Origin of the sequence: Rohdeia mirabilis (assembly GCA_007750655.1) — a bacterium.
Taxonomy (GTDB): domain Bacteria; phylum Planctomycetota; class UBA1135; order UBA1135.
Window position 1 is genome coordinate 1,954,867 of record CP036290.1, and the last position, 26,663, is coordinate 1,981,529.

The following is a 26,663-nucleotide window of genomic DNA, read 5'->3' on the forward strand; positions in this document are numbered from 1 at the left end:
CTGTGGTGCTCGGCTCCAGCGCGAGTCGCGCCGCGAACCCCGACCGCGAGCACGGCTCGGACCTCTCGAGTGCCGCCGTTCCGACTTCGACCGAACCCTCCGCGATGACCCACGACGCTGCCCTCGACTCGCACGCTCCGCGCACCGACCTCTTGCCGGCCGAACGGACGCGGACCCTTCTGCGGGTCCCGACCGAGAAGCTGCGCTGGCAGTGCGATCCCGCGGCGCTCGGCGTGCGGTCCACGGCGGACGTCGAACCCGTGCGCGGCGTGAGCGGTCAACAGGACGCGGTCGAGGCGCTGCGCTTCGGACTCGAGATCCACGCACCCGGTCAGAACGTGTACGTGCGCGGTCTGTCGGGGACCGGACGCACGCGACTCGTCCGCCACCTGCTCGAGGAGGTGAAGCCGAGTTGTCCGTTGCCGCCCGACCGCGTCTTCGTGCACGACTTCGAGCGCCCCGACCGTCCAGCGCTGATCACGTTGCCGCGCGGGCGTGGCCGGGTCTTCCGCGACCGCATCGACGAGCTGGTGGCCTACCTGCGCGACGCGCTCCTGCCGGCGCTGTCCTCCGATCGCATGAAGGTGCGCCGCGCCGAGCTGGAGACGCGGCTCAAGGCGCGTCTGACCGAGCTGACGAAGCCCTTCGACGAACAGCTCGAGAAGGAGGGATTCGGGCTCGCGATGCTCAACACGCCCGTCGGCCAGCAGCCGGCGGTGCTGCCGGTGATCGAAGGCCAGCCCGCGCCGCCCGATCGACTGGCCGCGCTGGTCCAGGAGGGGAAGCTCGACGCCGACAGGCTGACCGAGCTGCGCACGCGCGCCGACGCTCTGGGAACCGAGTACCGCGAACTCAGCGAGAAGATCGCCAAGCTCAACCAGGAACACCGCGACAGTCTGCGCGCCGGCTACGAGAGCGAGGCGCGGCGGTTGCTCGATCGTTCGGTGTGCGAGATCGCGGCCGCGTTCCCCGCTCCGGCGGTCCAGCGTTTCCTGTCCGCGCTCGTCGACGACGTGGTCGGCAAGCGGCTTCACGCGCTGGGCGAGAGCGCCGAGGAAGAGGGGGCCGAGGACCTGCACTGGACGCGGCGCTACCGCGTCAATCTCGTGCGCTCCTGGGATCCGGACGACCCGTGTCCGATCGTGGTCGAGACCCAGCCGACCCTGCGCAACCTCGTCGGAACGATCGAGCGCAGCGTGCTGCCGAACGGCGCGGCCTTCAGCGACCACCTGATGATCGTCGGCGGTTCGCTGCTGGCGGCCGACGGCGGCTACATCGTGCTCGAGGCCCGCGATCTTCTGACCGAGCCGGGCGCGTGGAAGATGTTGGTGCGAACGCTGCGCACCGGCGTGCTCGAGATCGCGCCGCAGGACTCGATGCTCTTCGGTTCGATGGCGGCGCTGAAGCCCGAGCCGATCGACGTGGACATCAAGGTCATCCTCATCGGCGACCCGGGGCTCTACATGGCGCTCGACTCGGCCGATCCGGACTTCCCGCAGCTGTTCAAGGTCCTGGCCGACTTCGACTCGTCCCTGCCGAACGACGCGCGCGGGCTCGAGCACTACGCGGGCACGCTCGCGGCTCTCGTGGCCGACGAGAAGCTGCCGCCGATCTCCGCCGACGGGATCGCGGCGCTGGCGGAGCACGGTGCGCGCATCGCTGGACGCAGCGATCGATTGACGGCGCGTTTCGGACGCCTGTCCGATCTGGCGCGCGAAGCGGCCTACCTGGCCCAGCGCGCCGCGGCCCCGGAGGTCACGCGCGAGCACGTGCGTGAAGCCGTGCGACGCACCAGACGCCGGGCCGATCTGCCGGCGCGCCGCTTCCGCGAGCGGATCGCCGACGGCACGCTGCGGATCGACACGCGCGGCTCCGTCGTCGGGCAGGTCAACGGACTGGCGACGACCCACGCCGGGCCCTTGACCTACGGGTTCCCCGCGCGCATCACGACGACGATCGGGCCCGGCAACCGCGGCACCGTGAACATCGAGGGCGAGGCCCAGCTCTCCGGCTCGATCCACACCAAGGGCTTCCAGATCCTCGGCGGCCTGATGCGGCACCTGTTGCGCGGCGCCGAGCACCCGCTGTCGTTCTCGGCCTCGATGGCCTTCGAGCAGAGCTACGGCGGCATCGACGGCGACTCGGCCTCGGCGGCGGAGACCTGCTGTCTCTTGTCCGCGCTGACCGGCGTTCCGCTCGACCAGGGCGTCGCGATGACCGGCGCGATCGACCAGTTCGGTCACGTCCAACCGATCGGCGCGGCGACCGAGAAGATCGAAGGCTTCTTCGACACCTGCTCGGACGCCGGCCTGACCGGCGAACAGGGCGTGATCGTCCCGCGCTCGAACGTGGTCGATCTGATGCTGCGACCGGACGTGGTCGAAGCCTGCGCGGCGGGGCGCTTCCACGTGTGGGCGGTCGACACCGTCGGTCAGGCGCTCGAGATCTTCACGGGTGTGGCGGCGGGGGAGGTCGAGGCCTACACCGCGCGCTATCCGCAAGGGTCTTTGCTAATGCTCGCGATCGAGCGCGCCGGAGACTTCTGGCGGCAGGCGCGCCAAGGTCCGCGAGAGAACGGCGGAGCGAAGCGCGAGGCCATCGGTCCGGCGGCCGGGAACGATCCGACGGGCGCCGGTGACACGACGGACTGAGCTGCGCCTCTCGAACGCTGCGTTCGATCAGCGTCCGCCGACGCACGTCCGGGTTCCACGGGCGGCACGGCGCGTTTCGGCGCTCCGTCGATTCGCCGGGTTCCGCTCCGGTGGGGCCGAACCGCGTCCTTAAGATCGCCGCACCATGGCACACGGCTCGGAAGAAGATCCCACCGCGGGTGGCGGCCTCCCTGAGGCGCCTGTCGACCAGTTCACGCGCCCCGTCGCACAGTTCCTGCGGGTCCAGGCCCTGTCCGGGATCCTGCTCGCCCTGTGCACGGTCGCCGCGCTGATCGCGGCCAACGGCGGCGCCTACGATGCCTGGAAGGGCTTCTGGGACACCGAGATCACCGTCGCCGCCGGCTCGTTCGACCTGACGTACCCCCTGTGGTACTGGGTCAACGACGCGTTGATGGTGATCTTCTTCTTCGTCGTCGGCCTCGAGATCAAGCGCGAGGTGGCGGACGGCCACCTGTCCAACCGGCGCGCCCTGATGCTGCCGCTCGCCGCGGCCGTCGGCGGTGCGGTCGTTCCCGCGCTGATCTTCTACTGGATCGAGAACGGCACGGAAGGCGCGCGCGGCTGGGCCATTCCGATGGCCACCGACATCGCCTTCGTCGTGGGCTGTCTCGCGCTGCTCGGCTCGCGCGTCCCGGCGGGACTGAAGATCTTCGTGCTGAGCCTCGCGATCGTCGACGACCTGATCGCCGTGCTGGTCATCGCGCTGTTCTACGCGGAGAGCATCTCGACCATGTGGCTCGCCGGTTCGGCGGTCGGCATCGCGATCGTCGTCCTGCTCCAGAAGCTCGGCGTGCGGCGCATCGGTATCTACGTGATCGTCGGCTCGGTGCTCTGGCTGTGCATGTTCAAGTCCGGCGTCCACCCGACCGTCGCGGGCGTGATCCTCGGCATCCTGACCCCCGTCAAGCCCTGGGTCAGCCGCCCGTCCATCCGCGAGGTCATCCGCACGACGACGCTCGCCATCGACGACGCCGAGGCGCGGGGTACGCGTGCCCACATGGCGCTCGAGCGGCTGGCTTTCGCCTCGCGCGAGGCCCGCTCGCCCCTCGACCGACTCGAGTACCGCCTGCACCCCTGGGTGAGTTTCGTGATCATGCCGATCTTCGCGCTCGCCAACGCCGCCGTGCCGATCTCGGCCGACGCGGTGTCCGATCCGCTGTCGCTCGCGATCGCGGGCGGCCTCGTCCTCGGCAAGCCCTTCGGCATCACGCTGGCCGCGCTGGTGGTGGTCGGGCTCGGACTGGCCTCCCTGCCGCGCGGCGTGAACTGGGGCATGATCATCGGCGCCGGCGTCCTCTCCGGCACCGGCTTCACCATGAGCCTGTTCATTGGCAGCCTGGCCTTCCCCGACGGCTCGCCGCTGGTCGACATCGCGCGCACGGGCATCCTGGTCGGATCGGCCGTCAGCATCGTGGCCGGCATGGCGGTCCTCTTCGTGGCCATTCGCCGGCCGGTGAAAGAAGCGCTCGTCAGCTAGCGCGAGAGCGCTTCGAGCTCGGCGTAGCGACCGCGCCTCTCGAGCAGTTCGGTGTGCGTGCCGCTCTCGACGATGCGGCCGCCCTCGATCACCACGATCAGGTCCGCGCCGCGGATCGTCGAGAGGCGGTGCGCCACGACCACCGCGGTCCGGCCGACGAGCGCCTGTTCGACGGCGGCCTGCAGTCGGCGCTCGGTGGCCGTGTCGACCGAACTCGTGGCTTCGTCCATGACGAGCAGCTGCGGGTCGGCGAGCAGCGCGCGCGCCAACGACACCAACTGGCGCTCGCCCATCGAGAGCCGTGCGCCGCCCGCGCCGACCTGGGTCTCGAAGCCGTCCGGGTGCGACTCGAGGACGCGGTCGAGCTGGGCCAGGCGCGCGACCTCGACGAGTTCGGCGTCGGTGGCGCCGGGTTTGGCGTAGCGCAGGTTGTCCGCCAGCGTGCCGCTGAACAGATGCGGCTCCTGCAGCACGACGCCGAGCTGCTCCTGCCACCAGGCGAGGCTGCGTTCGCGGTACTCGACGCCGCTCGTGACCAGGCGCCCGCGCGTCGGCTCGCGGAAACGACACAACAGCGACGTCAGCGTGGTTTTGCCACCGCCGGTCGGTCCGACCAGGGCGACCGTCGCGCCCTCGGGGATCACGAGGTCGAGGCCCGCGAGGACGTCGGGGCCGTCGCCGTACCGAAAGTGCACGCCCTCGAGTCGCAGTTCACCGATGCGTGGCGGCAAGCCGTCGGGGGCGAGCCCGTCGGGGGCGCTGCCGTCCGCTCCGGCCCGTTCGCTCGCCGCGGCCAGGCGCTCGAGCGCCCGCGGCGTGTCCTTCACCGTCGGCACCTCGTCGATCAGTCCGAACACGCGCTCGGCCGAGGCCTGGGCCATCTGGAACTCGCAGAACCACGCCGCCATCTCCTGGAGCGGTTCGAAGAACTGACGGCTGTAGCCGAGGAACGCGACGAGGGTGCCGACGCTGATGGCACCGTCGAACACGCTCACGCCGCCGAAGCCCAGGCACAGACCGCCCGCGAGTCCGGCCAGGCTCAGCACCAGCGGCAGGTACAGCGCCGAGAGGTTCGCGTTGGCGACCGAGCGCCGGCGCATGGAACCCGTCAGCTCCTCGAAGCGCGACTGGAAGCCCGTCTGCGCCCCGAACGCGCGCACGGTCGCGACGCCCGAGAGCGTCTCGTCGTAGGCGGCGGTCAGGCGCGAGTTGAGTCCGCGCACCTGGCGCGCCGTGCGCAGGATGCGGCGTTGGAACCACAGGCTCGCCACCCACAGCACGGGCACGACCGAAAGCGCGATCAGGCCCAGCCGCAGATCGAGCCAGAGCATCGCGAGCGCCGAGACCGTCATAGTCGTCAGGCCCCACGCGATGTCGAGCAGGCCCCAGGACAGCGCCTGCGAGAGGCGATCGCAGTCCGACGTCTGCCGCGCGAGCAACCATCCGACCGGGCGCTTGTCGAAGTAGTCGAGCGACAGGCGTTGGACGTTCGCGAACGCCTCGGCGCGGATGTCGTGGGCCACGTGCGCGCGGATGCGGCCCCCGAGCGACACGAACGTGCGCACGAGCAGGCACAGCAGGACGATCAGCCCCGCGTAGGCGCAGAGCCAGCGCACGACGTCGCCGCCCGGGTCGGTGGCGGCGTCGACGATCCGACCGACGACGAGGTTGAACAGGCCGTCGACCGTGCCGGTGGCGATCGCGCAGCCGATGAGCATCAGCGTCCAGCGCCGGTAGCGCAGCGTGTAGCCGACCAGCCGGCGCCACAGCCGCCAGTCCATCCGCTCGGCCGGGCGATCCTCCTCGGGATCGTGATGGTGGGCGCTCATCGCGGCGCCTCCTCGTCGCCCAACTGCGGACGGTCGTGCGCGGCGTGGGCCTCGCTCCTTGGGGCGACGTCGTCCACGAGCCGCGCCGAACCGCCGGACGACTGTTCGCCCCACAGCTCGGCGTAGGTCCCGGCGCACGCGAGTAGCTCGGCGTGCGTTCCGCGTTCGACGACGCGCCCGCGGTCGAGCACCACGATCTCGTCGGCGTCCGCGGCGCCGCTGAGGCGGTGCGTGACGAGCAGGACGCCGCGTTCCTCGCCCTTGGGCAGGCGGTCGAGGATCGCGCGTTCGGTGGAGGTGTCGACGGCGGAGAGCGCGTCGTCGAGCAGGAGGAACGGCGCGTCCTCGAGCAGGGCGCGCGCGATCGACAGGCGTTGGCGCTGCCCGCCGGAGAGGTCGACGCCGCGTTCGCCGATCACGGTCTCGTAGCCCTTCGGGTAGGCCGCGACGGTCGAGTGGATCGAAGCGATCTCGCACACGCGCTCGAGATCCGCGTGCGTCGCTCCCGGCGCCGCCACGCGCAGGTTCTCGGCCAACGACGACGAGAACAGGAACGGCCGCTGGGACACGAGTGCGAGCTGGCTGCGGATCCAGGCCGGGTCGAGTCCCGCGAGTTCGCGCCCGTCCACCTGCACCGAGCCGCCCGCGTAGGGTCGATTGCGCAGGAGGACTTCGATCAGACTCGACTTGCCCGACCCCGGAGGTCCGACGAGTGCGACGCGTCGACCGGGTTCGAGTACGAGGTCGAGTCCGTCGAGCACGAGGCCCTTCGAATCGGTTCGAGCCGAGCCGTCGGTCGCCGCGTCGGCCGCTTCGTCGCCCGTGCGCTGGTAGGCGAAGCGCAGACCGCGAACCTCGATCCTGCGCGCGCGCTCGACCGGGACGAGTCCCTCCACCTCCTCGTCGGCGTCGAGCAGCTCGAACACGCGGTCCAGCGCCACCGTCGCGCGCCCGAGTTCCGTCAGAACGCGTCCGATCTGCCGCACGGGGAAGACCGTGAGGCTGGTCGTGGTGACGAACGTGAAGAACAGACCGACCGTCATCTCGCCGGCGCGCACGGCGAAGGCTCCGTACCCGAGCACGGCGAGCACCTGTCCGAGACAGATGAGATCGGACGTCGACCAGTAGGCGCCGAGCTTGTCGACCCAGCGCACCGTGCGATCGCGGAAGTCCGAGTTGGCGCCCTCGAACTTCTCGACCTCCGCGCCCGACGCCGCGAACGCGCGCACGACCTGGGCGCCGCTGAGATTCTCCTGGATGACGCCGGTGAGGCGACCTTCAGCCTCGTCGACGGCCTGGAACAGGGTGCGGACCCCGCGGAAGAAGACGATCGCCAGGCCGATGATCAACGGATAGCTGGCCATCGAGAGCAGCGCGTACCGGACGTCGAGGCTCGCCAGCAGCGCGAACGCCACGGCCAACATCGTCGCCGCGCGCGCCACTTCGGGCGCCTGGGTCGCGACGAACGCGCGCGTGGTCTCGACGTCGCTGGTGCAACGCTGGACCACGTCGCCGTGCTCGTGACCGTCGAGCGTGTCGTGCGGAAGTCGCAACAGATGGGCGTGCAGATCGTCGCGCAGACGGGCGGCGACCGACTCGGCGGATTCGGCCACCAGGCGTCCGCGCAGGTACTGCAGGACGCCGCCGACGAGCGTCAGCGCGAGGGCGAGCGCGGCCGCGACCCAGATCGCCGTGCGCGGTTCGAACGCCGCGAGACGCGCTCCGAGGGGAGCGAGCCACGGCGGGGTGGCGGAGCGCACGGCGTTCGTGTCCGCGCCATCGAGCCCCGCGCTGGCTCCGACCGCCACGTCCATCCCCATGCCGACCACGAGCGGCGCGGCGTAGGTCGCGAGCGTCGCGAACGCGAGCGCCAGCGCGGCGGCCACGTAGGGGCGGGCGACGGGTCGCAGCAGGCGCGCGAGCCGACGTCCGTTCCGAGCGAGCGCGCGTCCGTGCCCGTTCCCGAGCTCAGCGTCCGTCGGCACCCTGTGCGGTCGAGAGGTGGCGTGCGAGCGCGCCGAGGTCGGCCTCGGCCTTCTCGGCCAGCTTCGACTCGATCATTCCGCGCAGCATCTTCAGCGCGAACGAGTGGACCTTGATCGCGGCGCTGTAGTCGAGCCGACAGCGCTCGCTGGCGAGAGGCGTCACGCGCACGGTCACGTCGAGCGTCGCGTCGGAGTTCTCGAGGACGTGGCGCACGAGTTCGGGGGTCATCGACTCGACGACCTCGCCCTCGAGGTCGAGCTCGATGCCGCTCTCCACGACGCGCACGGCGAACCGCGAGCCCACGGAGGCTCCGTCGCCCGAGAGGACGCGGATCGACTCGATGCCGCGTTGCCAGCTCGGGTGCTCCTCGATGCGTGCGACGGCGGCGAAGACGGTGGCGGCGGGGTGGGCGAATTCGGCGGAAGCGGTGATCACGGGCGGTCGGCGTGGGGCTGGCGGTGGGGCGCCGCGCGCTCGAGCGCGTGGACCAGATGGGGGGCGAAGCGACGGGCCGTCGCCGGGTTGTGATAGCCGACGAAGCCGACCTGGGCCGACGTATCCAGCGGAAAGTCGAACGGGAGCGCGGATCCGTCGGCCGGCGGCAGCTGGTGCGCGTCGAGCGGCGTGACGACGCAGCCCGCTTCGCGCGCGAGGACGAGCGCTCCGGCCAGATCGTAGGGCTTCGAAGTGGTCGCCGCCGTGCTCGTGCGTGCGCCGAGCAGCGGGCGCGGGTCGCAGACGAAGCGGTACGTGCCGAGTGCGAGCAGGACGAGCTGACCGGCCGAGCTGATGTACTGGTCGTCGTAGAGGTGGCGCGCGCTCGCGCCCTCGTGCTCGATCAGCCGTTCGAGGAAGTCCGACTCGAGCGCGACGGCCGCCGGGCGCAGGTGCGGGTCGTAGCGGAAGAAGGGGAGGTAGCCGCGCGGTTCGTCGGACGTGTCCACGCGCAGGACGCTGGGCGCGCACGGTGCACCGATCGGTTCGCCGAGCACGCACGCGCGCGATTCGACCGCGGCTCCGCGGCCCTCGTCCGCGACGAAGCGGCGCGCGCTCGCCGCCGCGGTCACCGGCAGCTCCGAGACCGTTCCGTGCGTCACGTCCCGCGCGCGCGGAGTTCCGGGACCCGGGCCACAGGCGCTGACGACGGTCCAGGCCGAGCGCAGGTCACAGGCGATGTTGCGCGTCCCGTCGACCGGGTCGACGGCGAGGCGCGGACCGCCGTGGTCGAAGCTCGCGAGCTCGATCGACGCGCCGTCGCGGCCCGGATCCGGCCCGAAGTGTCGCCAGCCGCGATCCTCGGTCAGCACCGACAGGGGGCCCGCTCGAGCGTGGTCCCGGGCCCAGGCGTCGACCGCGGCCTCGCAGCGTTCGTCGAGCGCGAACGTCTCGTCGCCGGCGCCCTGTCCGCGGCTCTCGAACAGGACGCGGACGGAACCCGTGCGTTCGAGGGCTTCGGCCTGAGCCGAGCGGTGGGCGTCGAGCACGCGGTCGCACAGATCGGCGGCCAGGGTTCGCAGGGCGTCGGTCACGCGCTGGATGCTATCCGGCTCGCCCGCCGCTTCCGTTAGACTTCGCCGCCCCGAACGCTCGGATCCACGTCCCGAGCAGCGGCTGGTCCCAGACCCGTGGTGGCGCGTCGAGCTCCACCAGCATCTCTCTTCGAATCCATGTCCGAACCCAGGAAGGTCATCATCGTCGGCTCCGGCCCCGCCGGCTACACCGCTGCGATCTACGCGTCGCGCGCGAACCTCGAGCCGCTGATGTTCGAGGGCGAACCGTCCGCCGAAGCCCCCGACCTCCTGCCCGGCGGCCAGCTGATGCTCACGACCGAGGTCGAGAACTACCCCGGCTTCCCCGACGGCATCACGGGCCCCGACATGATGGAGAAGTTCCGCAAGCAGGCGGAGCGCTTCGGCACCGAGATGCACGCGCTCAACATCGCCGAGTGCGAGCTCGAGGGCGAGATCAAGCGCGTGCGCACGAGCGAGGGCGATTGGCACGAGGCGCGCGCGATCATCATCGCCACCGGCGCGAGCGCGAAGTGGCTGGGGCTTCCGTCCGAGACGGCGTTGCGCAACAAGGGCGTGTCGGCCTGCGCGACCTGCGACGGCGCCTTCTTCCGTGACCGCGAACTCGTGGTCGTCGGCGGCGGCGACACGGCGATGGAGGAGGCGCAGTTCCTCACGCGCTTCGCCTCGAAGGTCTACGTCGTGCACCGTCGCGACACGCTGCGCGCCAGCAAGATCATGCAGGAGCGCGCCTTCGAGAACCCGAAGATCGAGTTCCTGTGGAACAAGCAGGTGACCGAAGTGCTGGACGTCAGCGCGGGCAAGGTCACGGGCGTGCGACTCGAGGACACGGTCACGGGCGAGAGCTCGGTCCAGGACTGCCAGGGCATGTTCCTCGCCATCGGACACAAGCCCAACACGGACTTCCTGAAGGGGCAGCTCGAGACGGACGACCTGGGCTACCTCGTCGTCCACAGCGGGACGCGGACGCGGATCGACGGCGTCTTCGCCTCGGGCGACGTGGCCGATCACGTCTACCGACAGGCCGTCACCGCCGCCGGCATGGGCTGTCAGTCCGCGATCGACGCCGAACGCTGGCTCGAGGCGAAGGGCTACTAGGCCGTCCAGGTCGAACGGCCGGTCCCCGGCTGGGACCACACCGAACGGGACGGGACGCCAGCGGCGCCCCGTCCCGTTCGCGCAGCGGGTCAACGTCCGCGGCGCGACTTGATGCGGAACTTGAGGTGCCGCGCGAAGGCCTTCACCGGCGCGACGTTCGTCGAGTTGCTCTCGAGGTAGTCGATGTGTCCCTTCATGTCGAGCGCCCAACGCTCGACGTCGTCGAACTTCTCGAACAGTCCGTTGCTGGCGAACAGAAGGTCCTCGTCGATCGTTTCGGTGCTCGGTCCCTCTTCGACGAGGGCCTCGAACAGCTCGATGATGCGCGTCATGTGACGGTCGCGGCTGAAGCGTTCGACGCTCGCGCGACAGCCTTCCTGCAGGCGTTGTTGCAGAGCGGTGTCGCCCAGCAGTTCGACGATGCGTGCCGCCAGGTCGTTCGCGTTCCGTGGCGTCGCGAGCAGACCCGTCTCGCCCTCGCGCACCATCTCGGGCAGGCCGGCGATGCGGCTCGCAATCATCGGCAGGCCGGCCAGGTAGCTCTCGTAGGTGGTGAGCGGCGAGTTCTCGCACCAGATCGACGGCAGCACCTGACAGGTCGCGCGCGCCATGAGAGCGGCGACCTCGGCGTGGGGGACGCGACCGGGGAGGACCGCCGCCGCGTCGAGGCCCAGTTCGCTCGCGAGCGCGCGCAAGGGCTCGAGCTCCGGTCCGCCGCCGACGATCAACAGGCGTGCGTCGGGGCGCTGCTTCGCCACGAGCGGCCAGGCGCGCACCAGGAACTCGACGCCTTTCTCGCGCACCAGGCGACCGACGAACATCACGAGGTTCGACTCGCGCTGGATCGAGCGGTCGAGTTGATCCTCCTTCGATCTGTCGACCCACAGAGGCAGGCCTTCGGTGCCCCGGAAGCCGTGCGTCGCCAGCTGGTCCGCGAGGAAGCGACTCGGTGCGGTCACGCGCCCGAAGACGCGCTTGGCCAGTTCGGCGCGCAGCTTCACCGACAGGACCACGCGGCCGTCGTACGGGTAGTTCTTCTCGCAGCCGTGCCCGTCGAAGCACTTCTTGCCGGCGCCGCCCGCGCACACCGTGCCGTCGCCCCAGACGTTCCACGAGTTCGGGCACAGAAGGCCGAAGTCGTGCGCCGTCAGCATCAGCGGCACGCGCAGGCGGTGGGCGGCGGCGAGGAAGCTGACCGGGAAGCTGTGCAGGTTGTGGCAGTGCACCACGTCGGGCCGGAAGTCCGCGGCGAAGCGCTCGAAGGCCGTCACCAGCTCGGGGTCGTGGACCAGCGTGCGACCGTTCCAGTCCGGACGCTTCACGATGCGGCGCTCGGGTTCGTCCACGTCCTCGTCCGGGCTGCCCGCGAACAGGCCGACCTGGTGCTCGCGGCGACGCAGCTCGTCGACCAGCGTGTGCATGTAGATCTCGGCGCCACCGACCGGCGCCGCGAACGTGTTGACCTCGAGGATGCGCATCCGAAGGGGGCGGTTGGGGGAGGGGCGACGTGCTCCGTCGCGGGGGGCGAACGGCGCCCGCCGTCGGGCCTGATCGGGAAGCCGACCGGCGCTCCGAGGTGGCGACCGCGCGCCCGTGCCGCACGCGCGAACCGACGAGGGTCGGCCCGGGACCGGGCTCGATCGGGAGCCGGTGTCGAGATCCGGCGGAAGGGGGCGAAACGGGGAGACGCCCCACCGAGCGCGAACTCTACCATCGGAGCGATGCGCGTGTGTTTCGTCGTCCACGGCCTGCCTCCCGTCGAACGCGGTGGAGTCGAGCAGTGCACCGTCGCCCTGGCCGACGAGTTGGCGCGGCGCGGACACGCGGTCGAGGTCTTCGCGCCCACCCGGCGCGCCGACCTGCCGGACCGCGCCCTGCGCCGCGAGCGCCGCGGCGCTTGGCACGTGACCTGGGTCAACCTCGAGTCGTCGCCCGGAGATCCCGAGACGGCCCTCGAACCGCGCGGCGTCGCGGAGGCGTTCGCGCGCTTTCTCGACGCCGAGCGGCCCGACGTGGTGCACGTCCAGCACCTCCTACGGCTCGGGCTGGGTCCGCTCGCCGCAGCCGCCGAGTTCGGCGCGCCGCTCGTGTACACCGCCCACGACTGGTTCGCGCTGACCGATTCGTTCGCGCTGCTGCGGCCGGACCTGACGCGCTTCGAGGCCGCGCCCACGCCCGAGGAGGAAGCGCGCTGCGACCTGGCGCGCTCGATCCTCAACGCGGTCGAGTCCCTCGGCGACTACCACCTCGGTGTCCCCGCCGCCTGGCTCGACGAGCCGGTGCGCGCGCGCGTGGCGGCGACCCTGGCCGGCGACGAGGAGGGCGCGGGCTTCCACGAGAACGAGTGGACCGAGGCGCGTGCCCGTCGCGAGCGCATGGCGAGCCGGCGGCGCGCGGCCTTCGGTGCGGTCGACGCCTTCGTGAGTCCCTCGGCCTACCTGGCGGGCTGGCTCGAGGAGGCGTTCGTGACGGGAGCGCAGAGCGACACCCAGGATCCGTCGAACGGCGGACGGACCCGACCGCCGCGCGTCGTCCACCAGCCCAACGGGATCGACACTCGGCGTCTCGACGACGTGCCCGCGGTGCCGGTCCACTCGGCGGGCGCAGCGACGGAGCGCGTGCGACTCGGCTTCGTCGGCAGCCTGACCAAGCACAAGGGCGTGCACCTGTTGCTCGACGCCTACGCCCAGTTGTCCGACGCGACGCGCGAACGTCTGCCGCTCGTGATCCACGGCGATTCGACCGATCGCGCCTACGTCGCGCGCATCGCCGATCGCGCGCGCGAGCTCGGCGTCGAGTACGCGGGCGCCTTCGACGGCGACCGTCTGCCCGAGGTGCTGGCCGGCATCGACTGCCTGGTGGTCCCGTCGATCTGGTACGAGAACTTCCCCACGGTCCTGCGCGAGGCCTTCGCCGCGGGGCGGATCGCGGTCGCCAGCGATCTCGGCGCCCTGCCGGAGTCGGTGCGCGACGGCGTCGACGGACTCCTGTACGCGCCGGACGACGCGGACGACCTGGCGCGCGTCCTGCGGCGACTGGTCGAGGAGGAGGGCCTGCTGGCTCGTCTTCTGGAAGGTCGACCGCGCGTGCGGACGATCGAGACCCAGGTCGACGAACTCGAAGCGCTGTACGGCGAACTGCTCGTCGGGCGCGAGGCACCGGTCGATCCCGGCGGCGGGCTCGCGCACCTCGCGGAACTCGGCCGGCGCTATCGCGAACTCGAGGCCCTGCCGACGCGCGATCTTCTGGCCTCCTGCACGAGCCGCATCGCCGACCTCGCGGGCGTGCTCGGTCTGGACGCGGCGCGGTCGCCGATCGAGCGCCTGGCGTTCGGGCTCGGCGAGTCGAGTCGTTCGCTCGAGGAACTGCGCGATCGGCGCGACGAGTCGGGCTATCTGGGCCAGTTGCTCGACGAACGCGAGCGGCGCGCGCGTTGGCTCGACGAACGCCTGAGCGGGATCGAACGGGAGCGCGACTGGCTGCGCGACGACCGCGAGAACCTCGCGCAGGCCGTCGAGTTCCACGAGACCTCGACCCAGGCGCTCGAGAAGGAGCGCGACTGGCTGCGGCAGATGCAGAGCGACTTCGAACGCGAACGCAACTGGCTGCTCAGCAAGCAGAGCGACTTCCAGCGCGAGCGCGAGTACCTCCTGAGCAAGCAGTCGGACTTCCAGACCGAGCGCGACTGGCTGAAGCGCAAGACTGCGGAGCTCGACGAGGAGCGCGCGCGGCTCGACGCGACGCTGCACGAGACGCGCACGGCGGCCGAGCAGGAACGCGCCTGGCGCGACTCGATGCTGTCGGAGATCGAACGCGAGCGCGACTGGCTGCGCAGCGAGATCCGCAGCCGCGAGGAAGAACGCACCTGGCTCGCGAACCTGGTCTCCGACAAGGAGGAGACGCTGACGTATGTCTGGGGTCTGGTCGAGGGCAAGGACTCGGACCTGGCGCGGCTGCGCTCGGAGATCGAGTCCTGCGAGCGGGTCGCGGCCGAGGTGCTCGTGGCCTTCGGGCATGCACCGGTCGAACTGGAGCCGGACGTCGAGGTCGAGGGCGGCGGCAAGCTCGAGCGCATGCTCGGGGGGCTGTTCGACCACGGACACGCGCTGTTGGCCCAACTGGAGGCGCTGCGCGACTCCCAGGCCCGCGCGCACGCGGAGCTCCACTGGCGTCGCGGTGAGATGGACGGTGCCCGTCTGGCGCTCGCGCGGCGGACGGTCTCGTGGCTCGCGTACTTCGCCGGCTTCGCCAAGCGCGTCGCGGCCTGGGAGCTGCCGGGTTCCGGCGACGGCGCGGTGGAAGACAGCGCGAACCGTGAGGTGAATCCGTGAGCGCGCACCCGCCCATCTCCGCCGTCGTTCCGGGCCTCGACGACTTCGAGCTGCTCGAGACGCACCTGCCCATCCTGCTCGACGAACTCGCGCCGATCGGGGGCGAAGTGGTCCTGGTGGACGACACCGGCCGCGCCGTGATCGAACCCTGGGTGCGCAGCGAGCTCGCGGCGCACCTCGGCGACCCCGCGCACCTCGACCTGGTGCGCGTCGTGAGTCGCGAGACCAACGGCGGCTTCGCCAGCGCGCTGCTCGACGGCGTGGCGGCGGCGCGGCACGAACTCGTGTTCGCGATGAACCCGGACATCCGCGTGACGCCCGGTTTCCTCGAGCCGCTGGTCGAACACCTCGCGGACGACGTGCACTCGGTCGTGCCGCGCATCCTGTTGTTCGGCGAGGACGATCGCATCGAGTCCGTGGTCGAGATCGATTTCGATCGCGACGTGGCCTTCGTGCGCCAGCGCGCGCTCGCCGGCGAGGCCGAGCGCTTCGTCGAGTCGAGTGGCCCCGTCACCTACGCGATCGGTGGCGCGATGCTGTTGCGCAGGACGCCGTTCGTCGCGAGTGGGGGCTTCGACCGCATCTTCGACCCCTTCTACTACGAGGACGTGGATCTGGGCTTCGGCGCCTGGGCCGCGGGCCAGCGCGTGGTGTACGTGCCCAGCTCGGTCGTCGAGCACCACCACCGCGGCACGATCCGCCGCCGCGTCGACGCCGAGTTCGTGCGCGCGGTCATCGAGCGCAATCGCCTGCTCTTCCAGTGGAAGTACCTGTCCGCCGACGAGTTCGGCGAGCGCCACCTCGCGGCCCTCTACCGCAGCGCGGTCGACGCCTACCAACGCGACCAACGCCGCGAGCTTCTGTGGTTGGCCCTGGCGCTCGATCGGCTCGAGGCCCTGCGGGCGAGTCGCGCCGCACGTCCGAAGGCGGTGCGCAGCTTCGACCAGGTGGTCGCCGAGAGCAGGCCGCGGCCCGACGTACGGGGTTAGATTGTCGGTACGGCGTCAGGCACGAAACTGCCACCTGCCGCGCCGAGACGCTGCGAATCGCAGCGTCATCGGCGGCAGGTGGCAGTTTCGTGCCTGACGCCGTACCGACAATCTAGGAACCGATCGTCAGCAGGAACTCGCCGTTCACCTTCGTGCGGCGGATCTTCTGCACGAGCATCTCCATCGCCTCGACCGGATCGAGCTCGTTCAGGACCTTGCGCAGCATCCAGACGCGCTCGATCTCCTGCGGCGTGAAGAGCAGCTCCTCCTTGCGCGTTCCCGAGCGGTTGATGTCGATGGCGGGGAAGACGCGGCGGTCGGCGAGGCGGCGCTCCAGGACGAGCTCCATGTTGCCCGTGCCCTTGAACTCCTCGAAGATCACCTCGTCCATCTTCGAACCGGTCTCCACCAGCGCCGTCCCGAGGATCGTCAGCGAACCGCCGCCCTCGATGTTGCGCGCGCTGCCGAAGAAGCGCTTGGGGAACTGCAGGGCCGTGGCCTCGATACCGCCCGACAGGAGCTTGCCGTCGGACGGCGCCTCCTGGTTCGACGCGCGCGCGAGACGCGTGATCGAGTCGAGCAGGATGATCACGTCCTCACCGGCCTCGACCAGCGAGCGCGCCCGCTCGATCACCATCTTCGCCACGCGCAGGTGACGGGCGGGCGGCTCGTCGAACGTGGAACTCACCACTTCGCGCCGTTCGCCCGTCAGCGTGCGTTGGAAGTCGGTGACCTCCTCGGGGCGTTCGTCGACGAGCAGGATGATCAGGTGCGCCTCGGGCGCGTTGGTCACGATCGAGTTGGCGATCTGCTGCAGGAGCACCGTCTTGCCCACGCGCGGGGGCGCGACGATCAGGCCGCGCTGGCCCTTCCCGATGGGAGCGACCAGGTCCATGATCCGCATCTCGAGCGGGTTGTCGCCGCCGCCCTCCATCATCAGGCGCTCCTCGGGATAGAGCGGCACCAGCTCCTTGAAGGGGGTGCGCGACGCGATCTCCTCGGGGTCGTGGAAGTCGACCGTCTCGATCCACGCGAACGCGAACCAGCGCTCCTCCTCGCGCGCGGGCCGGATCGGTCCCTTCAGCGTCATGCCGTTGCGCAGTCCGTAGCGATCGATCATCGAACGCGGCACGTACACGTCCTCGAAGGTCGGCAGGTACGAGGCGTGGTGCGTGCGGATGAACGCGTGCCGGTCGTCGAGGATCTCGAGCGTGCCCTCGGCGATCACGGGGATGCGCTTGGCCATGCGCCCCTCGACGATGGACCAGATCACGTCGCGCCGGGTGAGCGCGTCCTCGAGATCGGCCTTCTCCTTCGTGCCGAGCTCGTGCAGATCGGCCAGGTTCAGCCCCTGCAGGTCGCGATAGCTCGTGGGCTTGGGCTTCGTCTTGCGCGTGGACGCGGGCAGGTCCTCGAACAGGTCGTCGATCTCGTCGGCCTCGAGGTCGACGGGCAGCGTCGCGTAGTCGAGCCAGATCGCTCCGTCCTCGGACGGCTTGTCCTTCTCCTTCTTGAACTTCTCCCGGTTGGGGCGCTGACGTTTCTTGAATGCCATGGGGTGTGGTTGGGAGCGCGCGTCGAGCGCGGGGCGGCCGAGGCCGAGGGTTCCTTGGATGGACGCCTTCGAGGGACGGCCGTGGAGGTGGGTGGGGGAGGAGCGCGGCGGCGGCGCGCCCTTCGAGCACGCGGCGAGCGGCGCCGCGCACGGGCGGTCGGGCCGCTGCGAACCGGGCCGCCGCGAACCGTGCCGTCGCGGCGTGGATCGTCGCGAAGTGGATCGTCGCGGTTCGGACCGTCGCGACCCGCGCGGCGACGTTCCGGTCGCGGGCGGCGCGGTGGGCTGCGGTTGGCTGCGGAGCTAGGAGGTGGGGCGCTGGGCCAACAGGTGGCGTCGCAGATCGGCGCAGCGCGACTTCAACTGGTCGAGGTCACCGTCGTTCACGATCACGTGCTGGGCCGCGCGGCGCTTCTCGTCCTGGGGGAGTTGGGCCCGCTCGCGGCGGGCGAGTTCGTCCGGAGCCCACCCGCGCTCCGTGACGGCGCGGGCGGTGCGCTGTTCGACCGGTGCGTCCACGTGGACCAGGACGTCGCAGGCGGCGCGCAGGCCGTGCTCGCGATCGTTCTCGAGCAGGAGCGGAACGTCGAGCACCACGATCGATGCGGTGCGAGCCGCATCCAGCGCTGTGCGAATCCTGTCACGAACCAGGGGATGGATCCAGCCCTCCAGGGCCGCGCGGGCCTCGGAGTCCTCGAAAACGACCTGGGCCAGCGCGCGCCGGTCGGGCCGGCCGTCCACGCCGAGGACCGCGTCGCCGAAGCGTTCGCGCACCTTGCGGGTGACCGCGTCCGAGGCGAGCACCGCGTGGGCCACCCGGTCCGCGTCGACGACCGCGCCGTCGTCGCCGGCCAGCAGACGCGCGACCAACGACTTGCCGGAGGCGATGCCGCCCAGGACGCCGACCACGAGGGCCCGGCGCTCGCTCCCCGAGTTCGCGGTCGGGTCGGAGGGGGGCGTGCGCATGGGCGGGTGGGGCGGCTCGAGCGGGGAGGTCCGGCGCCGCTTCGACCCCTCTCGACCGAATCGATCGGTAGGCGGCGGCGGGGGCGGAAGGTAGCACCGCCGTCCGACGAACGGAGCGCCGCCCGGTCCCACGCCCTCCCGAGCGCGGGGCCGACCCCTCGACCCTTGTCCACGACGGGTCCAGCGGGTATCACAAGCGCCCGAGCACCCCGCTCCGCACGCCCGTGCGCGCGTCGGTCGCTCGATCCCCGGTGTGCGTCGCGCCCGAGCCCCACGGCTCGTCCGGCGTCGGACACCGTCCCTTCCCCATCCGATCCGCGGCCCGCAGCGCCCCGTCGACGACCCGCACCCGCGGCCCGTCGAGACGCGCTCGAAAAGGGGCCCAGACCACTCACTCCCCAGGAACTCCGCATGGTGCGCGCCAACCGAGGAGCTGCTCGCGTCAGCCTGATGTGGACCGTCATGATGGCGGTCATCACTCTCACAGGGGTCGCGTTCGGCTACTTCGCCCACGATGACCGCAGCAAGGCGATGAACGAGGCGGCTGCAGCCCGTGCCGAGGCCACCGCCGCCGACGAGCGTCTGGCCGTCGCCAACCAGAAGGTGTCGGAGCTGAGCGGCAAGCTGGGCTTCTACGACCGCAACAGCACGGTGAAGGACGCCAACGCGTCCAGCGCCGCCGACGCGATCAGCCGCGTGCGTGACTCCTTCCCGGACATCCCGTCGAGCGCGACGGACTTCGAGAAGATCATGCCCTTCATCGAAGCCGAGATCGCGGCGGCCCGTCTGCGGATCAGCACCCTGGAGACCCAGGTCGCCGGTCTGGAGAGCGAACTGTCCACCGAGAAGGCCGCTCGCACCCGCGACGTCGCCGCCAAGGACCAGCTGCTCGCCGCCAAGAACGACGAGCTCGCCTCCGAACGCGCGAACGCCGCCGATCGCGAGGAGAACCTGAACCAGCGTCTGGCCGACTCCGAGGCGGAGAACGACCAGATCGACCGCCGGTCGCGCGAGACCGAGGCCGACTACGAGGACCAGGTCCGCGAGCTGAACAGCATGATCGCCATGCTCGAGCAGGACCTCGCGGTCGCCCGGGCCAAGAACGACATCCGCACCCAGCGGGCGCGCACCGAGGAGCCCGACGGTCGGGTCCTGTCCGTGTCGAGCACCCTGCCCCTGGCCTGGGTCGACATCGGCAGCGACGACCGCCTCGCCACCGGCATGGGCTTCGAGATCCGCGAGTCCCGCATGTCGGGCGTCGTGGTCAAAGCGCGCGCCATCGTGCGTCGCGTCGAGCGCAACCGCGCGGAGATCGAAGTCTTCGACCTGGCAGATCCGTACGACCCGGTCGTCTCCGGCGACTACCTGTTCAGTCCGATCTACGACCCGGTCGGCGACCGCACCGCCGTTCTCGCGGGCCGCTTCAGCGGCGCCTGGGACGAGCAGCGCCTGACCATGATCCTGGCCGAGATGGGCATCCGCGTCCAGGACACCCTGACCGGCACCACGGACATGCTCATCACCGGCGGCGAGGTCTTCTACGACGAGCTCGGCGAGGCCCTCGAAGAGCCGATCGATCCGTCGCAGCTGCCCGTCTACACCGAGGCCGTCAACGCGGGTATCCCGGTCGTGCCGATCTCGACCCTGCGCGACTACCTGCCGGCCCTCCCGTAGGTTTCCGAGCGGACGCCCGATGACGGGTCGCCCCACGGGGCGCTCCGTCGACGCCCGAGCCGGGCGCGCCACCGCGAGAGCGTGGGCGCGCCCGGCTCCCGTTCGGGCGCTCCCGATCGAGTCGTCTTCCGCGCCCGTTCCCTGCGGGCGAAGCGGGACCGAGGCCACGGCGACCCGTATCCTCCCCGCACGTCCGGCGCGCACGCCCGCCGCCACGTGCCGTCCCACTCCTCGCGTTCGAGTCCGCCACCGTCCCGTCCATGTCGCCGGCCCAAGATCCCGATCCGGTCGAAGCGCACCGCATGTCGCTCGGCGACCATCTCGAGGAGCTGCGGCGGCGCCTCGTGGTCGGCGTGGCCGCGGTCGTGGCCTGCTTCCTCCTGGCCTTCGCCTTCGCCGACGAGACGCCGGGCACCGTGTCCCTGGTGATGGCGCCCATGAAGCGCGCGGTGAGTTGGCTCAACGACGACTACCGCGCCCTCTACGAGGAAGCGCTCGCCTCCGACCCCGAGGCCGAGCGCACCAAGTGGTTCGAGTCGGCGGACCCGACCGACCGCGACTACCGCGAGCTGAAGGATCCGATCCGCGAAGAGGGCCAGACCACGGGCGTGGGGGAGCTCTTCCTCACCAAGCTGAAGGCCTCGTTCTACGTGGGTCTGTTCCTCGGCGGTCCGATCCTGATCTGGCAGCTGTGGCTGTTCGTGGCCGCCGGGCTCTACAAGCACGAGCGGCGCGCAGTGATGAGCTTCCTGCCCGTCGCACTCCTGTTGTTCGCGGGCGGCATCCTGTTCGGGTACTTCGGACTCGTGCCCTACGGCTTCTACTTCCTGAACGTGCCGACGAACGTCTCCCTGCCGAAGCCGGACTTCAAGCTGGACCAGTACTTCCAGTTCCTGTCGTCCCTGTGCATCGCACTGGGCTTCGTGTTCCAGCTGCCGATCGTGATGACCGCGCTGGCCCGCGTCGGCATCGTGACCGTGAAGCAGATCTCGGCCTTCCGGCGCTACTTCATCCTGCTGGCGTTCGTGGTCGCCGCGATCCTCACGCCGCCCGATCCGATCACGCAGCTGATGATGGCGATCCCGCTGATCGTCCTGTACGAGGTCGGACTGATCACGTCGCGACTGGCTGCGCGCAAGCGGCACGACGATCCGCCGGTCCCGGGCGCCGATCCACCGACCGGACCGTCGCGATGAGCGGGTCCCGTCGGAGCGCGCCTCGCCAGAGCGCGGCGATCGTGGCGGTGGGGGACGAGCTGCTCGGCGGCGCGCACCCCGACCTCAACGGTCCGTGGCTCGCGGCCGAGCTCGAGGAACTCGGCATCGCCGTCGAGCACGTGCACGTCGTCGGTGACGACGAACTGGCTCTGGCGGAACTCCTGCGCGAGCTGTGCGCCGTCCACGTGCTCGTCGTCACCAGCGGCGGCCTCGGCCCGACGCCCGACGACGTGACCCGCCACGCCGCCGCGCGCGCGCTCGGCGTGGAACTCGAGCACCACGAGCCGTCCTGGTCGAGCATCGTCGCGCTGTTCGCCGAGCGCGGGCGCGTGCCCACCGACGGCAACCGTCGCCAGGCCCTGTTCCCCGCGGGCGCGACCGTGCTCGAGAACGACCGCGGGACCGCGCCCGGCTTCGTGTGCACGACCGAGCGCGCGGACGGTTCGCCGGGACTCCTGGCGAGTCTCCCCGGTCCGCCCGGCGAACTGCAGCCCATGGCGCGCGCCGGGCTGTTCCCGCGCGTGACGAAGGACCTGGTCGTGGAGTCCGAACGCCCGGTGGTCGGACGCCTGTCCCTGTGGGGCATCGGCGAGTCCGACTTCGCCGCGGCCGCCGGTGACTGGCTCGATCGCGCCACCGATCCCGTGATGGGCGTGTGCGCGCGCGCCGGTGTCCTGGTCCTCAAAGCCACGTCGAAGGGCGACGGAGCGCGCGCTCGCGTCGACGCGCGGATCGACGAGATGCGCGCCCGCTTCGCGTCCCGAGTGGTCTCGAGCGACCACGCCGAGCTCGAGGAGACGCTCGTGGCCGAACTGCGCGCAGCAGGGCTGAAGCTGGCCGTGGCGGAGTCGTGCACCGGGGGGCGACTGGCCGGCGCGCTGACCGACGTGCCCGGCGCGAGCGCGGTCTTCGAGGCCGGTTTCGTGACCTACGCGGACCGCATCAAGAGCTCGGTCCTGGGCGTCCCCGAGGAGCTGTTGCGCACGCACGGCGCCGTCAGCGCTCCGGTCGCCGCGGCGATGGCTCGCGGGGCGCGCGAACGTTCGGGGGCGGACCTTGGCGTCTCGACGACCGGCGTGGCCGGACCGGACGGTGGCTCGGCGGAGAAGCCGGTGGGGCTCGTGGTCTTCGGCCTGGCGACGGCCGACGGGGCGGTCACCCTCACGCGGCGCTTCCCCGCGGTCGGGCGCGAGCGCATTCGGCGCTACGCGGTCCAGCAGGCCCTGGCCCTGGCCCTGTGGGCGGTGCGCGGCAGGCTCGCCGAGCTCGACATCCAACCGGAGGCCTGAGTCGGCATCGGGCGCTCGGTCCGGCGCGGGCGCGAGGCCGACCGGGGCGATGCCGCTCGCGAGACGCCGGGCGGACGAACTTCGAGCGGAGCGCCGATCGATCCCTTTCACGCGGGCGCGCGGATCGCTATCATCCCGCGCCGCGTTACCCCGTGGTGTAATTGGCAACACATCTGGTTTTGGTCCAGACATTCCAGGTTCGAGTCCTGGCGGGGTAACCATCACCTTCCGTGGCGCTCGCGGCCCGATTCCCGGCCCGATTCCCGGCCCGATACGCGGGCGCGTTCGACGGCGGCTGCGCACGGCGGCCGCACACGGCGGATGCGCACGAACGGCTGAACGAACGGCGGCTGGTGAACGATCGGAGCCCTTCGACGCGGGGCCGTTCGGCACCCGGCCGGTTCTTCGCGCTCCGGATGCGGGGCCCCAGATCCTCGTGAGCCGTGTGGAGCGCCGGGCCGCGACCCACCACCGAGGGCAGCACCACCGAGAGCCGAGAGCCGTGTCGACCGACGAGACCACCTGGTCGCGCCTCGCGTCTCTGAACGTCGCGATCGATGGCGCACGCCTCGAACCCCGCGCGTCGCGAACGTCGAGCGGCTGGGTGCGGCGGACCACGCGCATCGAGCTGTTCGACGCGCGCGAGCGGCGCGGAGCGGGTGAGGACGTGACCTACGACGGCGCCGTGCACCTCGCGCGCGCTCCTCTCGCGCTGCCCGAGGCGGGAGCACGCGACGCCGGTGCTTTCCGCTTCCGCGGAACCCTCGCGGAGTTCTCGCGCGCGATCGATCCGCTCGTCGACGAGGTCGAGGGCGACTACCTGCGCTTCGGGCTCGAAGCGGCCGCGCTCGACCTGGCGCTGGTGCAGGCGGACGCGCACCTGGGAGACGTGGTCGGTCGCAATCCGCGCCCCGTGCGCTTCGCCGTCTCCATGGGACTCGGTCCGCTGGCACAGGTGGAGGCACTCGACGAGGTGCTCGAACGGGCGCCCGACACGCGCTTCAAGATCGACTTCTCGGAAGCCTTCACCGATCGCACGGTCGAGCGGTTGGCCGCGAGCGGGCGCGTGGACGTGCTCGACCTGAAGGCGCACTACCACGGCGACTTCCAGGGCCCGGCGCCGGACGCGCGGCTCTACGGCGAGCTGGCCAGCGCGTTGCCGAACGCGTGGCTCGAGGATCCGACCCTCGACGGCGCCTGCGGCGAGGCTCTCGCGCCGCACCTCGAGCGCGTGACCTGGGACGCGCCGCTGAAGTCGCTCGCGGACCTCACGGGGCTGGCGACCCGGCCGCGCTGCATCAACGTCAAGCCCTCGCGCTTCGGTTCCATCGAGACGCTGTGCGCGGTGCTCGACCACTGCGCCCAGAACGGGATCGCGTGCTACGGCGGCGGCCAGTTCGAACTCGACGTCGGGCGTCGCCAGATCCAGGAGATCGCCGCGCTGTGGTACCCGGATGCGCCGAACGACGTGGCGCCCGGGCTCTACAACGCGCGGCCCCTGCCCGCCGACCCGCCGCGGTCGCCGCTCGTCGTCGGGCCCGGCTGGGGTTTCGGTGCTGGGGACTCGGACCGCGGAGCTTCGGTCCGTGGAGCTTCGGACGGCGCGTCGCGCTGACCGAGGCGGGTAGACTCGGATCACATGGATCGACCCGCGCACCCCGACGCCCTCCTTTGGCTCCGCCGTCCCACTGCGCTGCACCTCGCCCTGCTGGGTCTGGTGGCGGGCCTGTGCGCGGGCTGCGACTCGAAGCCGGAGCGCACGGTTCGGGCCCAGGACGCCACCGTGCTGCTCGTGGTCCTCGACGCCCTGCACGCCGAGCACATCTCGCACCTCGGGTACGACCGGGCGACCACGCCCAACCTGGACCGCCTGGCGGCCGACGGAGTGAGTTTCTCCCAGGCCTTCTCGCCGGCGCCCTACACGCGCGCGGGGATCCCGTCGATCCTCACCGGCCGCCTGCCCGACATGCACGGCATGGTGCGCGGTGAACGCGTCCTCGACCCGGGCGAGGTCACGTTGGCCGAGCTGCTGGCCGAGACGGGGCGACCGACGCGCGGCGCGGTGGCCAACCTCAACGGTTCGGAGCTGTACGGCCTCGACCAGGGCTTCGACGAGTTCCACAACCACCTGCTCGCGATCGACGGCCGTTCGGCGGACCTGGTCGTGCGCGGCGCGACCTATCACCAGCCCAAGGCCGAGGAGTACCTGCCGCGCATGCAGGCTTGGCTCGACGAGGACGCGGGCGCTCCGGCCTTCTACTACCTGCACTACCTCGAGCCGCACTCCCCGTACCACCCGCCGACCGAGTTCCGCGAGCGCTGGCTCGACCCGGCCTACGACGGGCCCTTCGCCGCGGGCGACACGGCCGACCTGGTGGCCAGCGTCAAGGGCGAGCTCGAAGCGAGCGAGGACGACGTCGAGGCCGTGCGCGCGCTCTACGACGCCACCCTGGCCTACGCGGACGCCCAGTTCGGGCTGGTGCTCGACGAGCTCGAGCGGCGCGGGCTGTACGACGACATGTTGATCGTCGTCACGTCCGACCACGGCGAGGCCCTCTGGCAGCACGGGCGCTGGGGTCACAACGACCAGCTCTACGACGAGATGCTGCACGTGCCGCTGATCGTCAAACTTCCAGCGGGACAGGAGCCACGGCGACGCATCGAGAGCGCCCTCGTGTCCACGATCGACATCGTTCCGAGCCTCATCGGTTGGTGCGGACTCGAACCGCCGTCGGTCGAGCTCGACGGTCTGTCCCTCGACGACCTGATGTTCGACACCGGTCGCGAGTTCGATCTGGATCGCGAGCTGATCCTGCGGACCAACGAGGACGAGCCGGACCTCGGCCTGCGCACCGTGCGCGACAAGACGATCGTCAACCGCTTCCCCGGCGGCATCATCCAGAGTCTCGAGCACTACGACCTGCGCCGCGATCCCGACGAGCGCCGCAACATCGTGGACGACCACGCCGACCTCGTGACCGCCAGGGCGCGCCTTCTCAAGGACTACCGCGAGCGCCGCGCCGCGGTCCTCGCCGGTCGCCCCGAGGCGGAGCTGACCCAGGCGCAGATGGACGTCCTCGAGGCCCTCGGCTACACGACGTCGGGGGAGGTCCAGGCGGTGCCCGGCGGTGACCCGCACGGTGACCCGCACGGTGACTCGAACGGTGACTCGAACGGTGACTCGAACGGTGGGCCCCAGGGCGGCGACGCCGCGGTCGAGCCCGATCAGGACGCGGGCGAGGTCCCGCCGTCGGACGCTTCCGGCCGGTAGCGCCTGTCGGCGAGGAAGCGCGGATCCGCGAAGAAGTCGCCCAGGTCGAGGACGTGTTCGCGCTCGCGCTCGGTGAGTTCGCTCGGTTCGAGGCGCGTGTCCAGGCCCCGCTCGAAGGCGGCGACCAGACGTGAGGCGAACTCGGCCGCCGCGATCGGACGCGCCGTCCCCGCGCCGCCGTCCTCGACCGCGGAGCCGCCGCCGACCGTCGCCGCGCCCGGCTCGAGGGGATCGGGCGCGAGCTTGATCGATCCGTGGTGCAGCACCCGTCCGCCGCTGCGGCGTTGGGCCGAGCCCACGCCCTTGCGTCGCTCGCCATCCGTGCCCGTCCAGACCAGGTCCTGGGCGGTCGAGCCGTGGAAGCACATGCCCGTGCCCGTCCGGTCGGAGGCGAGCGCCTGGTCGCAGCGCAGCGCCGACGCGACGCCGAATTCGGCCAGCGCGCCTTCGAGCAGCGCGTGCACGCGGCAGTAGCTGTCCGCGACCGGTCCGCGGTAGAGCGGGTCGCTCGCCGGCGCGGCGATCGAGAAGGTCAGCTCGTGCGCGTGGTGGATCGCGCCGCCGCCGGTGAAACGGCGCACGACCTCGAGGCCGGGCATGTGCGCAGCGGGGACGTCCTCGAGCTTCTGGAAGTAGCCCAGGCTCAGGGCTGCCGGCTCCCAGGTGTAGAGCCGCAGGACCGGAACGTCGCCGCCTCGCACCAGAAGGGCGTCGTCCACCGCCAGGTTCTGCGCCGGCGTCCGAGACTCGAGCGGGAGCAGTCGGAACGGGCGCGTCATG

At 71.2% G+C, this 26,663-nt stretch carries 18 protein-coding genes and 1 tRNA gene; 11 read left to right on the forward strand and 8 right to left on the reverse strand.

Annotated elements, in window-relative coordinates; all coding sequences use genetic code 11:
- Positions 1–104: 104 nt before the first annotated feature.
- Positions 105–2,651: a Lon protease family protein gene (locus tag Pla163_RS07325; protein ID WP_145185827.1), complete on the forward strand. Its 2,547-nt coding sequence runs from the start codon at positions 105–107 to the stop codon at positions 2,649–2,651.
- A gap of 145 nt (positions 2,652–2,796) precedes the next feature.
- Entirely contained in the window at positions 2,797–4,149 is a 1,353-nt protein-coding gene (gene nhaA, locus Pla163_RS07330; protein ID WP_145185831.1) for a Na+/H+ antiporter NhaA, read from the forward strand.
- On the opposite strand, the gene Pla163_RS07335 is transcribed toward nhaA, so the two are convergent.
- Genes Pla163_RS07335 through Pla163_RS18905 form a run of 4 tightly spaced genes read right to left on the reverse strand, consistent with a single transcriptional unit; the run spans position 4,146 to position 9,493 of the window.
- Complete coding sequence (locus Pla163_RS07335; protein WP_145185834.1) at positions 4,146–5,978, reverse strand: ABC transporter ATP-binding protein; 1,833 nt, start codon at positions 5,976–5,978, stop codon at positions 4,146–4,148. The genes nhaA and Pla163_RS07335 overlap by 4 nt on opposite strands.
- Positions 5,975–7,963, reverse strand: coding sequence for an ABC transporter ATP-binding protein (locus Pla163_RS07340; protein WP_145185837.1), 1,989 nt, complete (start codon positions 7,961–7,963; stop codon positions 5,975–5,977). Before Pla163_RS07340 ends, Pla163_RS07335 begins: the two co-directional genes overlap by 4 nt.
- A complete protein-coding gene (locus Pla163_RS18900) occupies positions 7,947–8,399 on the reverse strand; it encodes an SRPBCC family protein (RefSeq protein ID WP_419186421.1) in 453 nt (150 codons plus the stop codon). The genes Pla163_RS07340 and Pla163_RS18900 overlap by 17 nt, the downstream gene beginning before the upstream one ends.
- Positions 8,396–9,493, reverse strand: coding sequence for an FIG domain-containing protein (locus Pla163_RS18905; RefSeq protein WP_419186422.1), 1,098 nt, complete (start codon positions 9,491–9,493; stop codon positions 8,396–8,398). The genes Pla163_RS18900 and Pla163_RS18905 overlap by 4 nt, the downstream gene beginning before the upstream one ends.
- Before the next feature lie 138 nt (positions 9,494–9,631).
- On the opposite strand from Pla163_RS18905, the gene trxB reads away from it, so the two are divergent.
- A complete protein-coding gene (trxB, locus tag Pla163_RS07350; RefSeq protein WP_145185842.1) occupies positions 9,632–10,591 on the forward strand; it encodes a thioredoxin-disulfide reductase in 960 nt (319 codons plus the stop codon).
- Between the two features lie 89 nt (positions 10,592–10,680).
- Here trxB and Pla163_RS07355 read toward each other — a convergent pair whose 3' ends face one another.
- Positions 10,681–12,069 carry a glycosyltransferase gene (locus tag Pla163_RS07355; protein WP_145185845.1) on the reverse strand — a complete coding sequence of 463 codons (1,389 nt, stop codon included), beginning with the start codon at positions 12,067–12,069 and terminating at the stop codon, positions 10,681–10,683.
- 243 nt (positions 12,070–12,312) lie between these two features.
- On the opposite strand from Pla163_RS07355, the gene Pla163_RS07360 reads away from it, so the two are divergent.
- The gene (locus Pla163_RS07360) at positions 12,313–14,922 is read left to right on the forward strand and encodes a glycosyltransferase (protein ID WP_145185849.1); all 2,610 of its coding nucleotides are present in this window, start codon (positions 12,313–12,315) and stop codon (positions 14,920–14,922) included.
- Positions 14,919–15,911, forward strand: a complete 993-nt coding sequence (locus tag Pla163_RS07365) for a glycosyltransferase family 2 protein (RefSeq protein ID WP_145185852.1) — start codon at positions 14,919–14,921, stop codon at positions 15,909–15,911. The genes Pla163_RS07360 and Pla163_RS07365 overlap by 4 nt, the downstream gene beginning before the upstream one ends.
- A 112-nt stretch (positions 15,912–16,023) precedes the next feature.
- Here the strand turns inward: Pla163_RS07365 and rho are convergent, their stop codons facing one another.
- Both rho and coaE read right to left on the reverse strand, forming a co-directional pair.
- Positions 16,024–17,466, reverse strand: a complete 1,443-nt coding sequence (gene rho, locus Pla163_RS07370) for a transcription termination factor Rho (RefSeq protein WP_145185855.1) — start codon at positions 17,464–17,466, stop codon at positions 16,024–16,026.
- A gap of 303 nt (positions 17,467–17,769) precedes the next feature.
- Positions 17,770–18,432 (reverse strand): dephospho-CoA kinase, encoded by a 663-nt coding sequence (gene coaE, locus Pla163_RS07375; RefSeq protein ID WP_145185858.1) that lies wholly within the window; start codon positions 18,430–18,432, stop codon positions 17,770–17,772.
- Positions 18,433–18,843: 411 nt separating this feature from the next.
- On the opposite strand from coaE, the gene Pla163_RS07380 reads away from it, so the two are divergent.
- The 6 genes from Pla163_RS07380 to Pla163_RS07405 all read left to right on the forward strand — a co-directional run bounded on the left by Pla163_RS07380 (position 18,844) and on the right by Pla163_RS07405 (position 25,883).
- Positions 18,844–20,106 (forward strand): coiled-coil domain-containing protein, encoded by a 1,263-nt coding sequence (locus Pla163_RS07380; protein ID WP_145185861.1) that lies wholly within the window; start codon positions 18,844–18,846, stop codon positions 20,104–20,106.
- A gap of 260 nt (positions 20,107–20,366) precedes the next feature.
- Positions 20,367–21,302: a twin-arginine translocase subunit TatC gene (gene tatC / locus Pla163_RS07385; protein WP_145185864.1), complete on the forward strand. Its 936-nt coding sequence runs from the start codon at positions 20,367–20,369 to the stop codon at positions 21,300–21,302.
- A complete protein-coding gene (locus Pla163_RS07390; protein WP_145185867.1) occupies positions 21,299–22,612 on the forward strand; it encodes a CinA family nicotinamide mononucleotide deamidase-related protein in 1,314 nt (437 codons plus the stop codon). Before tatC ends, Pla163_RS07390 begins: the two co-directional genes overlap by 4 nt.
- 146 nt (positions 22,613–22,758) lie before the next feature.
- Positions 22,759–22,833: transfer RNA gene (locus tag Pla163_RS07395), tRNA-Gln, on the forward strand.
- Positions 22,834–23,114: 281 nt separating this feature from the next.
- Positions 23,115–24,227 carry an enolase-like domain-containing protein gene (locus Pla163_RS07400; protein ID WP_145185870.1) on the forward strand — a complete coding sequence of 371 codons (1,113 nt, stop codon included), beginning with the start codon at positions 23,115–23,117 and terminating at the stop codon, positions 24,225–24,227.
- Positions 24,228–24,251: 24 nt separating this feature from the next.
- Positions 24,252–25,883, forward strand: a complete 1,632-nt coding sequence (locus tag Pla163_RS07405; RefSeq protein ID WP_145185875.1) for a sulfatase — start codon at positions 24,252–24,254, stop codon at positions 25,881–25,883.
- Here the strand turns inward: Pla163_RS07405 and Pla163_RS07410 are convergent.
- Positions 25,838–26,662: a lipoate--protein ligase family protein gene (locus Pla163_RS07410; RefSeq protein WP_145185878.1), complete on the reverse strand. Its 825-nt coding sequence runs from the start codon at positions 26,660–26,662 to the stop codon at positions 25,838–25,840. The genes Pla163_RS07405 and Pla163_RS07410 overlap by 46 nt on opposite strands.
- Position 26,663: the final 1 nt, after the last annotated feature.

Coding starts and splice junctions, on each gene's coding strand:
- Pla163_RS07410 (WP_145185878.1), bottom strand. CDS start 26,662: ATGACGCGCCCGTTCCGACTGCTCCCGCTCGAGTCTCGGACGCCGGCG.
- Pla163_RS07335 (WP_145185834.1), bottom strand. CDS start 5,978: ATGAGCGCCCACCATCACGATCCCGAGGAGGATCGCCCGGCCGAGCGG.
- Pla163_RS07360 (WP_145185849.1), top strand. CDS start 12,313: ATGCGCGTGTGTTTCGTCGTCCACGGCCTGCCTCCCGTCGAACGCGGT.
- Pla163_RS07325 (WP_145185827.1), top strand. CDS start 105: ATGACCCACGACGCTGCCCTCGACTCGCACGCTCCGCGCACCGACCTC.
- nhaA (WP_145185831.1), top strand. CDS start 2,797: ATGGCACACGGCTCGGAAGAAGATCCCACCGCGGGTGGCGGCCTCCCT.
- Pla163_RS07390 (WP_145185867.1), top strand. CDS start 21,299: ATGAGCGGGTCCCGTCGGAGCGCGCCTCGCCAGAGCGCGGCGATCGTG.
- Pla163_RS07380 (WP_145185861.1), top strand. CDS start 18,844: ATGGTGCGCGCCAACCGAGGAGCTGCTCGCGTCAGCCTGATGTGGACC.
- rho (WP_145185855.1), bottom strand. CDS start 17,466: ATGGCATTCAAGAAACGTCAGCGCCCCAACCGGGAGAAGTTCAAGAAG.
- tatC (WP_145185864.1), top strand. CDS start 20,367: ATGTCGCCGGCCCAAGATCCCGATCCGGTCGAAGCGCACCGCATGTCG.
- trxB (WP_145185842.1), top strand. CDS start 9,632: ATGTCCGAACCCAGGAAGGTCATCATCGTCGGCTCCGGCCCCGCCGGC.
- Pla163_RS07355 (WP_145185845.1), bottom strand. CDS start 12,069: ATGCGCATCCTCGAGGTCAACACGTTCGCGGCGCCGGTCGGTGGCGCC.
- Pla163_RS07405 (WP_145185875.1), top strand. CDS start 24,252: ATGGATCGACCCGCGCACCCCGACGCCCTCCTTTGGCTCCGCCGTCCC.
- coaE (WP_145185858.1), bottom strand. CDS start 18,432: ATGCGCACGCCCCCCTCCGACCCGACCGCGAACTCGGGGAGCGAGCGC.